Source organism: Stenotrophomonas sp. CASM101, assembly GCF_049384845.1.
GTDB lineage: Bacteria > Pseudomonadota > Gammaproteobacteria > Xanthomonadales > Xanthomonadaceae > Stenotrophomonas > Stenotrophomonas hibiscicola.
Genome location: NZ_JBMRFR010000004.1, coordinates 151282 through 164777, shown reverse-complemented (window position 1 = coordinate 164777; position 13496 = coordinate 151282). Strand labels below are relative to the sequence as shown.

Genomic DNA, 13496 nt, shown 5'->3' with positions numbered 1-13496 from the left:
CGTTCGTTGGGTTACCGGCGGGGGTTCAGCACGTTGGTGAAGTCAACGTCCTTTGCAACGTAGACGTTCACGATCGTGCCCTGGTTGATGGTGACGGTCGGCGGACGACGCTGGCTCAGCGATTCATTGGCCAAGCGCTCCATGGTGCGTGCGGTGGCGCTCTCATAGGGCGACTGGATGGTCATGCCGTTATTCGCCACGGTAGTGGTTTCCGGGCCATGCTCTGCAGCGGCGTACTTGAACGCATCCGCCAGCAGACTGATCATCAGCGCCGAGGCGATACGGCTGCCCCAGTGCGCGCTGTACTGGCCCGGATGCCCGGCGCCGCCCAGCTGATCCACGCCCGGACTGGACATGGCCACGTCGATACCATTCGGCGTAGTGATGCGATCCCAGATCACTTCCACCCGCTTGCCGGTGGGACCGCCGCCATAGGCGCCATAGATCTTGGAGCCCTTCGGCAGCAGAAGATTGCGGCCGTTGATCGAGTACACCGGTTCGGTCAGCAGGCACGAAGTGTAGCCCGCGATATCGGTGATGATGCGGGTTTCCAGCACGCAACGCAGGTAGGTACCCCGCACCAGCAGCGCATCGGGACTGCGGATGTAGCTGGCATTGGACACGTCATCAACATCGGGGCCGCGACGAACCCGGGCCGGCGCTGCATTCTGCTGTCCACCCATCATCTGGGCCTGGAGGCGAAGGGTACGGGTCAGCTCGTCTTCCTGGCCCCCCTGCCCATCACCGCCCGCGCTGTCACCAGCACCAACGAAGCCGTTCCCCGACGCTCCCATCCGGCGCTCGGCGAGCGTCGGACCCCGCGGGGCTTCGCGCTCGCTCATGCTGAAGGCCGGTTCTGCGCGAGTAGGCCCGGACGGCGGCGGCGGCAGCATCGGAATCGGGTCAACGGGCTGCATCGCCTGAGACGGAACCGGATCCGTCTGCACAGCGTCCGGCAGCGTCGGCGTGGACACACGCGCGACTTCCGGCACCTTCTGTGCAGCGTCCTTGTCATCCTGGCCCTTGCGGAACAGCAGGAAGCCCATGGCCACCAACAGCAACACGATGCCACCGAGGAACAGCAGCGCCTTCCGGTTCAGCCGCTGCTCTTCGGCCGAGCGCAGCTGCGGCGCGGCCGCGTCCAGATCCGGCGCCGGCTCGGCCTGGGCCGTGCCGAAGTAGGGATTCGACGGCGCGTCCGCGGCACCCTGTGCGCCGTACGGGCTCTGGCTCTCGTCGCGTCCATTGTTCGGGTCGTTTCCGGGAGTGTTCTGCTGGCTCATTTCTTCACGTTCCTTCGCAGGCCGACGACGAAGTCGCCGTGGCGGATGACCAGGTACGGGTAGGTCCCGTGCACGATCAGCGTATTGCCTTCAACCGTGGTGTTGACCACGAAGTCTTCACCGTATTCCGTTTCGCGACCAAACACGGCCGGGAAGATGCCGGTCTTGTACTCCGGCGAGTTCGGCAGTTTCAGATAGGTGAAACGGCCATCGTCATAGGCGTTGACCGGGATCAGCCACCCCATCTTCTTCGCCTTGCTGGTCGAATAGGAGTAGTTGAAGTTGTACTGGCGGTCCTTGGCCAGTTCCGAGCTCAACAGCGGTTTGGCCTCTTCCTCGACCGCTTCCTGGGCGACACCGAACACGGTGTCGTTGGGATAGACGAAGGCGATCTTGTACTGCACGCCTGCACGACGGGCCTGCTCCAGCTGGCGCCAGTCGGTGGCCACCACCTTCAGTTCGAAGATGTAGGAATGGGTCTCGGTGCGCACCATCATGTTGGTGTCGACGTCGACGTTCTTCGGCTTGAGGTAGAACACGTTCTCGCGACGGGTCAGTTCCCAGCCGCTGCTGAAGCCGGTGCTGTAGTCGAGGATCTTCTCGTTCGGGCTCAACTCGATCTGGGTGGTCAGGCCCAGGCCGGTGCGAACCGGATAGATGCGGTCCTTCTCGTACTCGTAGTGGTCAACCGCCTGCGCCATCGCCGCTGCCGGGAACAGCAACGACAACATCGACAGCAGCGCCAGCGCGCTTCCCCTGATATTTCGACTACTCATCGGTTGCTTGCTCCATCAGCAGTTCCGGTGGAATTGTTCTGCGCCGGCCTCATGGCCGGCTGTCCGGGCATGGCCTGCCCCGGCATTGCTTGCCCCTGCACCGGCTGACCCGGCATCGGTTGGCCCTGTACAGGCTGTCCCGGCATTGCCTGGCCCGGTACCTGGCCGTTGGCTGGCACCGCGACCGGCTGGCCGGTGGCCGGGTCGATCATGGTGGCTGCGGCCGGATTGTTGGGATCGTAGACACCCTGTGCCTGCTGCGCCGCCTGTGCGGCCTGCTGCGCCTGCGCCTGCATGGCACCGTCATCCGGCACCGGCACGCCACGCGAATAGTCGTTGTCGACGCGGTACTCGGTGACCTGGAAGGCCAGCGGATTGAGGATGCGATCCTGTTCGGACAACGCCAGGTTCTGGTTGTACTCGAAGCGCATCGTCACCAGCTGGTTGTCCAGGTAGGTAGAGACGCCGGTGCGCTTGTCCAGCAGGCTGCGCTGGATGCGCACCGAAGCGCCGCGGAAGCTGCCGTTCGGCTCGGCACCCAATGGCGTGATGCTGAGGATCTTGACCCGGATGGCGCGCTCGCGACCGTACATCACGAACGGGTTCTGCGGATTGTTGCCGGCATAGCGGACACGCATGGACTGCGCCACCGGATCGGTGGACATCACGAACACCAGTTCCCAGTCACGCAGGCCCATCACCGCCGAGTCATACGATTCGCGCGCGAGCACGTACTGGGCGACGTTGCTGCGATTGATCGCTTCGTTGGTGGTGATCGTCTCGCCCTGGAAGGTGCCACTCAACCGCGCGACGGTCGCCGTACCCGTGTAGGCATCGGCCATCACCAGGAACGGCACCTTTTCCTTCAGCGGCAGCATGTAGTAGTAGCCGCCCGCCAGTGCGAGCGACATCAGCAATGAGCCTGTGGCGACCCACCATGCACGCCGCTCGCTGCGGCGTGCCATGTCGGCCACGGTGATCTCGTAGCTGACCGCCTTGGCGACCGACTGCTCGACCTTGGGGCTATTGCCGGGATCCTTCTTGCGGAACATGGATTCTTCCGTACTGCTGAAACATCAATGGGCGTGGCACCCCTGCGACAGGCGCGGGGAGCGGCACGTTCGATGATTTCGAGGTGGACTCAGGTGCCGCTGTTGGAATCAGCGCCCTGCGCCGACGCGGTCGGCGTCGAGCCAGCGCTCTGCACAACGATCTGGTTGCCAACGATGGAGACCGAGATACCCTGCGCCGAATAGGCCGATGTCAGATCGATCACGGCCTGCTGCGCGTTGGTCGTATCGATCTTCGAGACCGCGCCATACAGGGTGAAATCCGAGCTGAGGCGGTAGTCCAGCGTGCGCCCGGAATCCTTGGCCCAGCGCTCGAGCATGGCTTTGAGCGTGCCATCCATCGGCGAGGCCTGGTAGACGTAGCTGGAGTACAGCGGAATTTCGGTCGTTGTCGCAGCAAAGCGGTTGACCGGCTTCCAGCGGCCTCCGAAATCGGGAGCGGACTTGGTGGCGCAACCGGCCACCATCAACGCCGCCACTGCGGCGATGGACATTTTCGCGATAAACGCCTGATTCATACGGGCTTCACTTTGACGTACGAAAAAGCAGTCCCGAGCATTGGTCCCCTGGTCGTCCGGCGCTGCATCGCGCACGCCGGAATCAGAGGGATGCGCTGCGTGCGGCACACCCACTCCGGCTCCCCTGCAGCCAACGGCTGCCAACCAAGTTGCGGGGCCGCCGGACATAGCCGACAACCCACCCGCATACCTCACCAACGTCGAAACCATCCTTGTTTCCATGGCACAAACTCCTGGCCACCCTACTGCCACATCTTTGACATCCAGCACACATTTCTGGACGACAGACATAGGGTCGCACAACCACGCGTCAATTCCATGTCAGACAAGTCTGAAAATCTATGAACAGATGCCGAATTCTTGACTTACCTCACGTTTTCACTTCAGTGAATATGAATCCAAGTCACAAATTTAGCGTCGTGAATTAGACGTTAAGCATCGGAACATCGACCTTCGGCAGCAGTCTGGACGTGAAATAGCGATCCTTGTAATAGCGGATCTTGTCGCATTTCACCGGATGCGGTATGCCTTCGTAGAGGAACACTTCCTTGTCGGGCCCCATCGCCTTCAGCTCCTGCGGCAGCATCAGTGCACGCCGCTCTTCGGTGAAGTTGTGGGTCTTCTCTCTGGCATGCGTGACGTTCTTCTTGCGCACCGTGGTGTAGCCCAGCATGTCCGAATAGTCGTTGGCATCCTGCTGCTCACGCGGCGCGTACAGGATCTGCAGGGCATGGTTGGTGATGATCGTGCGCGAGACTTCGCGGCCGTATGTGGCATCGAGCTGGGCCATGCTCTGGATGATCGGCAGCAGGCGGATGTTGTAGCCAGCCATGTAGGACACCGCCGAGGCGATGATCTCGACTTTGCCGATCGAGGTGAATTCGTCCATCAGCAGCAGGCACTGGTACTTCAGGTCCGGGTTGGACCTGGGCAGTTCCTTGGTATTGAGGTTGATCAGCTGGCTGAAGAACAGGTTGATGATCAGCCGGCTCTCGGCCAGCTTGTTCGGCTGGATGCCGATGTAGATGGTCATCTTCTTCTTGCGGACGTCGGTCAGCAGGAAATCGTTGCTGCTGGTGGCCTTGTCCAGCACCGGGTTGATCCAGGGGTTCAGCGGCTCCTTGAAGGTGCCCAGGATCGAGGCGAAGGTCTCGTCCGCCTGCGACAGCATGTTGGCGAAGGCCGAACGTGCGTTGGCACTGAGGAACGGCCGCTCCGACAGGGTCTTGAGGTACTTCTTCAGGTCGGTCCCGTCGCCCGAGGACAACCGGTACACCGCGCCGAGCGTGGGCGTGCCGGCGCCCCCCGGGAAACCGCTGCTGCGCTCGTCGTCCCAGTTCTCGAACAGGTACAGGGTGAAGGCCATGAACGCGTTGCGCGCCTGGCTGACCCAGAACTTCTGGTCCTCGGCCCCATCCGGATACAGCATCGCAGCGATGCTCATCAGGTCCGAGACGCGGAACGCCGGATCGTCGGAGACGTAGCTGAGCGGATTCCAGCGATGCGTGCGCCGGTCCTCGGCGAAAGGATTGAACAGGTAGATTTCCTGACCTTGGCTGGCGCGCCAGCCGCTGGTCAGGTCGAAGTTTTCCTGCTTGATGTCCAGCACCACCAGCGATTCGCCGTACTCCAGCAGGTTCGGGATGACCACGCCCACGCCTTTGCCCGAGCGGGTGGGCGCGGCCAGGATGACGAACTGCTGGCCATCCAGGCGCACCAGCTTGCCACCATGGCTGCCGACCACGATGCTCTGGCCGGTCTTCTTGAACATGCCATGCCTGGCCAGGTCGGCGCCGGTGGCAAAGCGTGCATCGCCGTGCAGCGAGCGCTTGTCCTTCTTCAGCAGCAGCACCAGGCCGGTCACCACCAATACCAGCAGCGGCAGGCCGAAGCCCACGTAGCCGGCCCATCGGATCTTGCCAACGAAGGGCGCGACCTGTGGCTGGTCCAGCGCGTTGAAGTACTGGTAGTAGGTGTTCCAGGTGAACAGCTTGGTATCCAGGCCCAGGAACAGCAGCGTCAGGTAGCCGGAAAACACGAAACCAAGCAGCAGGGTCGCCAGCGTGATGATGGCGATGAGCAGATACTTCTTACTGGGCAACACCCGAATCCTCCATGATGCGCACGAGGGCGCGACGGCCTAGCGGCGGCGCCAGCGCGACGCCTTTTTCCGCAGGTGATTTTCGTTCTCCAGCCCGGGCTCTTCGCCCTCTTCACGCACCCGTTGCAACAGCAACTGGCGCGCTTCGGCCAGCGATACCAGGTCGGTCAGACGATCCCCATCGTCGGCAACGACCGCATGGCCGACCACATCGCCCGGAGCGTACACCGGCTCGTGGGACACCGCTACCAGCTGGTAGCGGCCACGGGTTTCCAGCACATGCCTGAATTCCTGCATCGAACTCCTCCTCCTCGGGGCGACGCCGCGCCCCTGCCCAGCCATCATGCCCATCGCAGTGTCATCGCCGCATCGACAACCGCTCCCTGCTTTTGCGCGAAACTGCGCGCCGATATCCAAGGAGACCGATATGGACTGGGTAGCACTTGCCCGCACCCTGGCCACCGAGGCGCACGCCGGCCAGATGGACAAGGCCGGCCAGCCTTACATCGGTCATGTGGCACGGGTGGCGGCTGCGGTGCGCGGCGACGATGACGCCGAAGTGGTGGCGTGGCTGCATGATGTGGCCGAGGACTGCCCGGCGTTTGCCGCACGCATCGAGGCATTCCCCGCCCCGCTGCGCGAGGCGGTGCACCTGCTCAAGCGCGCCGCGGCCCCCGACGCGGACAGCTACTACGCGCGCATTGCCGCCCACCGCTGGCACTGAAGGTGAAGAGGGCCGATCTGGATGACAACGCCGATCCGCAGCGCCTGGCGATGCTCGACGCGGCGACGGCCGGGCGCCTGCGCGGCAAGTACGCGCACGCCCGGGCAGGGATGGGCATCTGACCAGGCCGCACGGACAGCAGGGGGCGGCGTGTCACTGATCGAACGCTGATTTACCTGAGCGCGGCTGCCCTTGTTGCGGTGCAGCAGTACAATGGGGGGCTCCCCCGCCCCGTCGCGCCCCCCGCATGAGCCCCACTTCTTCCCTGGCTGCGCGGCTGACGCCCCGTCAGCGCACCCTGATCATCCTCGCCCTGTCTCTGGGTGGCTTCGCCATCGGGACCAGCGAGTTCGCCAGCATGGGCCTGATGCTGGAGATCAGTCGCGGCTTGTCGATCTCCGAAACGCAGGTCGGTCACCTGATCAGCGCCTATGCCATCGGCGTTGTCGTCGGTGCGCCGATCCTCGCCTTCGTGGGTGCCAGCTTCCCGCGCCGCAAGCTCTTGTTGGCGCTGATGGGCTTCTACGCGGTGGGCAACCTCGCCAGCGCGCTGGCACCCAATTACGGCACCATGCTGGCGGCACGCTTCGTCGCCGGCCTCCCGCATGGCGCCTACTTCGGCGTTGCGATGCTGGTGGCCGCGGCGATCAGCCCTGCCGGCCAGCGCGGCCAAGCGATGTCGCGGGTGCTGCTGGGCCTGTCGATCGCAATCCTGGTCGGCAACCCGCTGACCACGTGGCTGGGCCAGCAGCTGAGCTGGCGCACCGCCTTTGCCCTGGTCAGCGTGCTGGCCATCGCCACCGTGGCGATGATCGCCCGCTTCCTGCTGCCGGATCCGGACGAGGTGCGCACCTCGCCGATGCGCGAACTGCGCGCCTTCAACACGTCCCAGGTGTGGCTGGCGTTGGCGATCGGCGCAGTCGGCTTCGCTGGCATGTTCTGCGTGTTCACTTACCTGGCTCCGACCCTGGTGCAGGTCACCGGCGTGGCCGAATCGTGGATGCCGCTGGCGGTGGGCGTGTTCGGCATCGGCGCGATCATCGGCAACATCGCCGGTGGCTGGCTGGTGGACAGGTTCCACTTCAAGGCCGCCGCCGTGGTCCTGCTGTGGTCGATCCTGATGCTGCTGCTGTATCCGCTGGCCGCGCAGTCCGTGTGGACGATCGGCCCGATGATCATCACCGTCGGCACCATGGGCGCGCTGGCGGCAGTGCTGCAGACCCGCCTGATGGACGTGGCCGGTGAAGCGCAGACGCTGGCGGCGGCCTCCAACCATGCTGCGTTCAATACTGCCAATGCACTTGGCCCGTGGCTGGGCGGCATGGCCATCAGCGCCGGCTTCAGCCCGGCCAGCACCGGCTATGTCGGTGCGGCCACTGCCATTGGCGGCCTGCTGCTGTGGTGCGTGGCGGTGTCACTGGACAGGAAGCGTAAGGCCGCCGTCGCCGGCAGCCACTGAAGAACCGGCATTCACAGGCAAGTGGATGCCAGCGCCTTGACCAGCACGGCGCTTCGTACCGGCAGCACCTGCAATCTGCCGAGGGGTGTTCCACCAAGGATGCTCGACCACGCGCTTCGGGTGCAATGAACACATTTCGTGGATGTGCCTTTGGGCAAAGTGCAGCCGACGCCCCTCGGCCTGCACCGGACCCGCAATGCGCCACCACCGCGTTCCTGCCCACCACGATGCCATTGCCTTGCAGGCCGGCATGCTGGGCAGTGTGCTGGGCGTGGCGCTGTTCAAGGCCATCGCGTTATCTGCATTGGCGGCCGGATCGGTGATGGCCATCGGGCTGTGGCTGGTGGCCTGCGCGCTGCTGGCTGCATGGGCGCTGGCCGCCTATCTGGCGTGCCTGGCGCTGAGCCGGCGTGTGTTCGTGCTGATGCTGGTGCTGTGCACGGTACTGATGATCTGCATCGCCTGAGCCGGCAGGGCGGGACTTCTTCTGTCGCCTTCATTGTCCTGCGGGACCCGCTGCAACAAGGGCGTGGAGTGTGATCAAGCGAGCGCGACGGCTGTGACAAGCCGTGGGACCTGATTGGAAAGGATCCCTGAAAAGGAACCGCTCCCCATTGCCGCGCCTGTCTTGATCGTGTCCATGCATCTGGCTGACTGCGCCATCACGGCCAACGCGCGACGATGCGATCTCCCAACCTCCCTGCCCTGTCGAGATCCAGATGCCGGACACTGCCCATCCTGTCATTCGCGCATTCGAGGCCGTGTTCGATCTGTCCGGCGGCGTGCAGCGCATCACTGCGCTCACTGTTACCTGCCGGCATTGCTCCTCGACCAGTTCGGCCAGCGAAGACAATCTGGTTCACCTTCCGGGTGGAGCACTGTTCCGCTGCGACGAGTGCGGCTGCCACCAACCGGTCAGCCACGCCAGGCTGTCGGATTGGCAACCGACCTCGTTGCTGGGCATCTGAGGGCCGGCTCATGGGCATGACGGCGCAACAGCGGGAGATCCTGGAGGCAATCGCCGCTGCGCAACCGGTGCGCGGCGACGCGGCGACGTGGGCAGTCAACGCGGGTTTGGCGGTACAGGCGGAAGACGGGGATATCGATCTCACCGACGCCGGCCGCGACGCCCTCGCCGCGCGGACCGCACGTGAGGACTAGACGCGGCGATCAGGCCGCCTTCGCGACCTTCCGCCAGGGGCAGAGTCCGCGGGCGTAGTGAGCAGCGCGCGGCGGTCCCGATCGCGGCAACCTGCAGGACAGAGGTGCAACGCTGCCCCGTCAACCGAAGTGGTGATGCCCTTCATACCGGTGATGTGCAGGGCGCCATGACATCCACTCGGCTATGCTGCGCCACCTTCCTGCGCCAATGGCGGCCATGCATCCTTTTCCCCTGCCCGTCTCGGCGCCTGAGCAGCTTGCCTACCGACTGCTGCAGGACAGTGACTGGGCCCGCTCGGCCAATGCTGCCAGCGCCCCCGCCGAGCTTCGCACGTTGCTGGCGATGATCCTGGATTCGCCCGAACCCCTCTGGCTCGCCTGGGGCAAGGAAGACAAGGCCTTCTTCTTCAATGATGCCTACCTGCCCTTGCTGGGAGGAAAGCTGCACGGCGCGATGGGCAACCGCCTGGAGGATGTCTGGGCCGATGTGTGGCCGGACGTTGCGCAGGCGGTCAACGATGCCTTTGCCGGCACCAGCCGCAGCTTCAAGAACCTGCCATTGATGATGGATCGCGACGGCTCGATGCGCGAAACATTCTGGACGTTCTCCTATTCACCGCTGCGCGTCGGCTGCGGCAGTGTGGCCGGCATCCTGTGCGTGGTGAGCGAGCAGACCGAACGGGTGATCGAGCGCGACCTGCACAGCCGGCAGGTCGCGGCGATCACCGAGCAGGCGCGGGAAGCCCACCTGGAACTGGTACGCGCCCGCGAGCAGCTGCGCCAGTCGCAGAAGCTGGAGGCGATCGGCCAGCTTACCGGCGGCGTGGCGCACGACTTCAACAACCTGTTGCAGGTCATCACCGGTTCGGTGGACATGCTCCTGCACACGTGGCCGGCAGATGACAACCGACGCCGCTACATCCAGGCCATTGCAGCAGCATCGGACCGCGCCACCAAGCTGACCGCGCAACTCCTTGCATTTTCGCGCCGCCAGAGCCTGTCGCCGGAGGTCTTCGATCTGTGCGAAAGCGTGCGCGCGCTCTCGGATATCATCACCACGGTTCTGGGCGCGCGCATCCAGGTATCGTTGTCGTTGCCCAGTACGCCGTTGCCGGTGCTGCTGGACCGGACCCAACTCGACACCGCATTGATCAACATCGCGGTCAACGCCCGCGATGCGATCGACGGGCACGGCAGGGTGACCATCGAAGTGGAGCAGGTCACTGCGGTGCCTTCGGTGCGCTTCGCCGCCCCGATGAAGGGCGACTTTGCTGCCATCAGTGTCACCGATACCGGCGCAGGCATCGACCCTGCAGTGGTCGACCGCATCTTCGAGCCCTTCTTCACCACCAAGAGCGTCGGTGCCGGGACCGGGCTCGGTCTCAGCCAGGTGTTCGGTTTCGTCAAGCAGTCCGAAGGCGAGGTGGACGTGCAGAGCCAGGCGGGCGCCGGTAGCCGCTTTACGCTGTACCTGCCGCTGGCGCAGGCAGGAGAAACGACGGAACGGCCGGCGGCGCAATCGGGGCTGCAGCATGGCCACGGCGTCTGCGTGCTCGTGGTGGAAGACAACGTCGACGTGGCCGAATTTGCGGTTGGCGCCCTGCGCGAGCTCGATTACAGCGTGATGCTTGCGCGCAATGCAGACGAGGCCTTGGCGGAGCTGGAACGGGATGCCTCGCGCTTCCACGTGGTGTTCAGCGACGTCGTGATGCCGGGCATGAACGGCCTGGATCTGGCCCGCACCATCCGCGACCGCCTGCCAGAGCTCCCCGTCATCCTCACCAGCGGCTACAGCGAGTTGCTTGCCCGGGATCCGGGCCACGGCTTTACCCTGCTGCGCAAGCCATACTCGTTGAAGCAGCTGGCCTCGGTAATGACCGAGGCCGCGCGCCGCGCGCAGGCCGTGGTGGCATCGCCCTAGCGGGCGCGTTGCTGAAGCGAACCGAATCCGCGTTCCAGTGAGGACTCCAGCGCGGACGCTTTGTCGCCGACCTCGCACCGCTGATGGCACGTGCGGGGCCGCACCGGTGTGCGGGTGGCTTTGCCGGGCACACCGTACACCCACCCGAGCCTGCGTCCACAGCGCACCAAGGGGGATGGGCCACGAACCTTTGCAAATGCTAATCTTTCTCATTTGCAGCCCATCCTGACTCCCTCATGCCCCTTCCCGCCCTTCTGAAGAACGCGCTCTGCGCGGCGCTGTCCCTTTCCCTGGCGACGCCTGCATTGGCCTCCCAAGCCCCGGCCGACGCCCCGAAGGATCTGGACAAGGTCGAAGTCCGCGGCCGCGCGCAGACGCTTTACCGCGCCAACGATGCCGCTGTCGGCACCCGCACTGACACGCCTCTGGAACTGGTCCCTCAGTCGATCCAGGTCGTGCCGCGCGAGCTGATCGACGACCAGGCCGCGCGTCAGGTCACCGACCTGTATCGCAGCATCAGCGGCATCAGCTTCTTCAGCTATGCCGGCGTTACCTTGCGCGGTTTCCGCCAGGAAAACGTGCTCTACGACGGTCTGCGCGGTGATCCCTATGCAGGCTTCTCGGTACCGCAGCTGTTCAACATCGAACGCGTGGAAGTGCTGAAGGGTCCGGCCGGTGCGCTGTACGGCGGTGGTGATGCGGGCGGTGTCATCAACTATGTGACGCGCAAGCCCAAGGCGCGCGCCGAACACCGCATCGAGCTGCAGGCAGGCGACAAGGACTTCCGCGCCGGGTCGATCGAAGGCACCGGCCCGCTGAGTGCCAGCGGCAGCATCCGCTATCGCGCCGGCCTGTATGCCAACACCGAGCAGGGCGTGCGCTGGAACGCCGACAGCGAAAGCGTGATCGGCGATGCATCGCTGGCTTTCGATGTCGGCCAGACCGGCGAACTGGTGCTGCAGTTCACCGACATCACCCAGAACCTGGGCGGCAACCGGCTCCGGGGCGTCCCAGTGAACGATGCCGGCACCTTCCTGACCGACCGGCGATGGAACCACAACGAGGCCAGTGATTTCCTCGACATGCGCGCCAGGGTGGCGCTGGCGCAGTATCGCTTCGCACCGCTCGATACGCTGGACGTGGATATTGCTGCGCGCTGGTTCAGCAACAACGAGCACCAGATGTACCACGAACCGATGGGGCTGATCGACCGTGACCGCGATGGCGTGGCCGAGTGGATGACGCGCCAGCTGCGCAACCAGATCCGCGACAACGAGGCGTTCACCGCCAGCGGCAATGCCGTATGGCGGATCAACACCGGCCGTATCGAACACAAGGTGCTGTTCGGCGCCGACGTCTACCAGCTCGACGCCGACTTCACCGCGCAGACCGCCAACAGTGCCGACCTGGCACGCGGCGCCGGTCCGGTGCGCGGCATCGATCTGTTCAACCCGGTCTATGGCGCCAGCACCTGGCACGACTACAACCTGGTCGCCCTGCCCTGGCGCAGCACCGCCGCCCGCAGCAAGCGTTACGGTGGCTATCTGCAGGATGAGCTGGCACTGGGCACGCGCTGGCATGTGCTGGCCGGACTGCGTTGGGATGGTTTCCAGGACGACGATCGCATCACTGGTGGCAGCGTGGATGGCAACGACCTCAGCTGGCGGCTGGGCAGTACCTTTACCGTCCGGGACGGCGTGAACCTGTATGCCAACATCGCCAGCGGCTTCGTGCCGCAGAGTGCCGCCAACCAGAATCCGGCAGCCGGTGGGCCCTTCGACGCTGAGCGCAGCAGGCAATGGGAAATCGGCCTGAAATCCCTGCTGGCCGACCGTGTGACCCTGAACATGGCGGCCTACCGCATCGACCGCAGCAAGATCGTGCAGGCCACCGGCGAAGTGCGGGACGGCGTGAACCAGCTGGCCGCGCTGGGCCTGGTACGCAGCACGGGCATGGAACTGGACCTGCTGGCCGACGTGACCGAGCGCTGGGTGGTGAACCTGACCTACGCCTACAACGACGCACGGGTGAAGGATGCCGGCCCGAACGGCATCACCAATGCCTCCGGAGACCGCTTCGCGAATGCGCCACGCAACAAGCTCGGCCTGTGGACGCGCTACGACCTGCCGTCGATCAATTCGGCCATTGGCTTCGGCGCCGACCATGTGGGCCAGCGTGTCAGCCTGGATGGGCAGACGGTCAAGGCTTACACGGCGTTCGACATGAGCTGGAAGACCACGTGGAAGCAGTGGCAGTTCCAGGCCAACGTCAAGAACCTGTTCGACAAGGTGTACGCGGCCAGCGGCTTCATCGAGCGCAACGGGCATTTCCCGGGCGAGCCGCGACGGGTGTATGTGCAGGCGGCCTACCGCTTCTGAGCCATTGCTCCGGTCCCCCCTTTTAGGAATTCAGGCGAGCCGCGGGGCGGGCCGCGCATGCGCCCCCGATTCAGGTATGCTTTCGCGCGTTCAGCCACACCAGCA

13 protein-coding genes are annotated in these 13496 nt (G+C 64.6%); 7 read left to right on the top strand and 6 right to left on the bottom strand.

Annotated features, from left to right (window positions below):
* Positions 1-11 precede the first annotated feature (11 nt).
* The 6 genes from VG543_RS09075 to VG543_RS09050 form a co-directional block, all read right to left on the bottom strand.
* Positions 12-1283 (bottom strand): TrbI/VirB10 family protein, encoded by a 1272-nt coding sequence (locus VG543_RS09075; protein WP_019660293.1) that lies wholly within the window; start codon positions 1281-1283, stop codon positions 12-14.
* A complete protein-coding gene (locus VG543_RS09070) occupies positions 1280-2059 on the bottom strand; it encodes a TrbG/VirB9 family P-type conjugative transfer protein (RefSeq protein ID WP_019660294.1) in 780 nt (259 codons plus the stop codon). Before VG543_RS09070 ends, VG543_RS09075 begins: the two co-directional genes overlap by 4 nt.
* Positions 2056-3111, bottom strand: coding sequence for a virB8 family protein (locus VG543_RS09065; RefSeq protein WP_019660295.1), 1056 nt, complete (start codon positions 3109-3111; stop codon positions 2056-2058). The genes VG543_RS09070 and VG543_RS09065 overlap by 4 nt, the downstream gene beginning before the upstream one ends.
* A gap of 89 nt (positions 3112-3200) precedes the next feature.
* A complete protein-coding gene (locus VG543_RS09060) occupies positions 3201-3647 on the bottom strand; it encodes a hypothetical protein (RefSeq protein ID WP_021202791.1) in 447 nt (148 codons plus the stop codon).
* Positions 3648-4071: 424 nt separating this feature from the next.
* Entirely contained in the window at positions 4072-5751 is a 1680-nt protein-coding gene (locus tag VG543_RS09055) for a type IV secretory system conjugative DNA transfer family protein (RefSeq protein WP_019660297.1), read from the bottom strand.
* Positions 5752-5787: 36 nt separating this feature from the next.
* Positions 5788-6045, bottom strand: a complete 258-nt coding sequence (locus tag VG543_RS09050) for a hypothetical protein (protein WP_019660298.1) — start codon at positions 6043-6045, stop codon at positions 5788-5790.
* Between the two features lie 130 nt (positions 6046-6175).
* Here VG543_RS09050 and VG543_RS09045 point away from each other — a divergent pair, with 130 nt between their 5' ends.
* From VG543_RS09045 to VG543_RS09015, 7 genes are all read left to right on the top strand, one after another.
* Positions 6176-6472 (top strand): hypothetical protein, encoded by a 297-nt coding sequence (locus VG543_RS09045; RefSeq protein WP_227844464.1) that lies wholly within the window; start codon positions 6176-6178, stop codon positions 6470-6472.
* Positions 6473-6719: 247 nt separating this feature from the next.
* Positions 6720-7931: an MFS transporter gene (locus VG543_RS09040; RefSeq protein WP_019660299.1), complete on the top strand. Its 1212-nt coding sequence runs from the start codon at positions 6720-6722 to the stop codon at positions 7929-7931.
* Between the two features lie 196 nt (positions 7932-8127).
* Positions 8128-8397, top strand: coding sequence for a hypothetical protein (locus VG543_RS09035; RefSeq protein WP_019660300.1), 270 nt, complete (start codon positions 8128-8130; stop codon positions 8395-8397).
* A 253-nt stretch (positions 8398-8650) separates the two neighbouring features.
* Complete coding sequence (locus VG543_RS09030; RefSeq protein WP_019660301.1) at positions 8651-8899, top strand: hypothetical protein; 249 nt, start codon at positions 8651-8653, stop codon at positions 8897-8899.
* A gap of 10 nt (positions 8900-8909) precedes the next feature.
* On the top strand, positions 8910-9092 hold the full coding sequence (locus tag VG543_RS09025) for a hypothetical protein (RefSeq protein ID WP_058981376.1): 183 nt from the start codon (positions 8910-8912) through the stop codon (positions 9090-9092).
* A gap of 217 nt (positions 9093-9309) precedes the next feature.
* Positions 9310-11013: an ATP-binding protein gene (locus tag VG543_RS09020; RefSeq protein ID WP_423178405.1), complete on the top strand. Its 1704-nt coding sequence runs from the start codon at positions 9310-9312 to the stop codon at positions 11011-11013.
* Between the two features lie 236 nt (positions 11014-11249).
* The gene (locus tag VG543_RS09015) at positions 11250-13391 is read left to right on the top strand and encodes a TonB-dependent siderophore receptor (protein WP_423178406.1); all 2142 of its coding nucleotides are present in this window, start codon (positions 11250-11252) and stop codon (positions 13389-13391) included.
* Positions 13392-13496 lie beyond the last annotated feature (105 nt).

Coding starts and splice junctions, on each gene's coding strand:
- VG543_RS09065 (WP_019660295.1), bottom strand. CDS start 3,111: ATGTTCCGCAAGAAGGATCCCGGCAATAGCCCCAAGGTCGAGCAGTCG.
- VG543_RS09075 (WP_019660293.1), bottom strand. CDS start 1,283: ATGAGCCAGCAGAACACTCCCGGAAACGACCCGAACAATGGACGCGAC.
- VG543_RS09015 (WP_423178406.1), top strand. CDS start 11,250: ATGCCCCTTCCCGCCCTTCTGAAGAACGCGCTCTGCGCGGCGCTGTCC.
- VG543_RS09050 (WP_019660298.1), bottom strand. CDS start 6,045: ATGCAGGAATTCAGGCATGTGCTGGAAACCCGTGGCCGCTACCAGCTG.
- VG543_RS09035 (WP_019660300.1), top strand. CDS start 8,128: ATGCGCCACCACCGCGTTCCTGCCCACCACGATGCCATTGCCTTGCAG.
- VG543_RS09070 (WP_019660294.1), bottom strand. CDS start 2,059: ATGAGTAGTCGAAATATCAGGGGAAGCGCGCTGGCGCTGCTGTCGATG.
- VG543_RS09025 (WP_058981376.1), top strand. CDS start 8,910: ATGGGCATGACGGCGCAACAGCGGGAGATCCTGGAGGCAATCGCCGCT.
- VG543_RS09045 (WP_227844464.1), top strand. CDS start 6,176: ATGGACTGGGTAGCACTTGCCCGCACCCTGGCCACCGAGGCGCACGCC.
- VG543_RS09030 (WP_019660301.1), top strand. CDS start 8,651: ATGCCGGACACTGCCCATCCTGTCATTCGCGCATTCGAGGCCGTGTTC.
- VG543_RS09060 (WP_021202791.1), bottom strand. CDS start 3,647: ATGAATCAGGCGTTTATCGCGAAAATGTCCATCGCCGCAGTGGCGGCG.
- VG543_RS09040 (WP_019660299.1), top strand. CDS start 6,720: ATGAGCCCCACTTCTTCCCTGGCTGCGCGGCTGACGCCCCGTCAGCGC.
- VG543_RS09020 (WP_423178405.1), top strand. CDS start 9,310: ATGCATCCTTTTCCCCTGCCCGTCTCGGCGCCTGAGCAGCTTGCCTAC.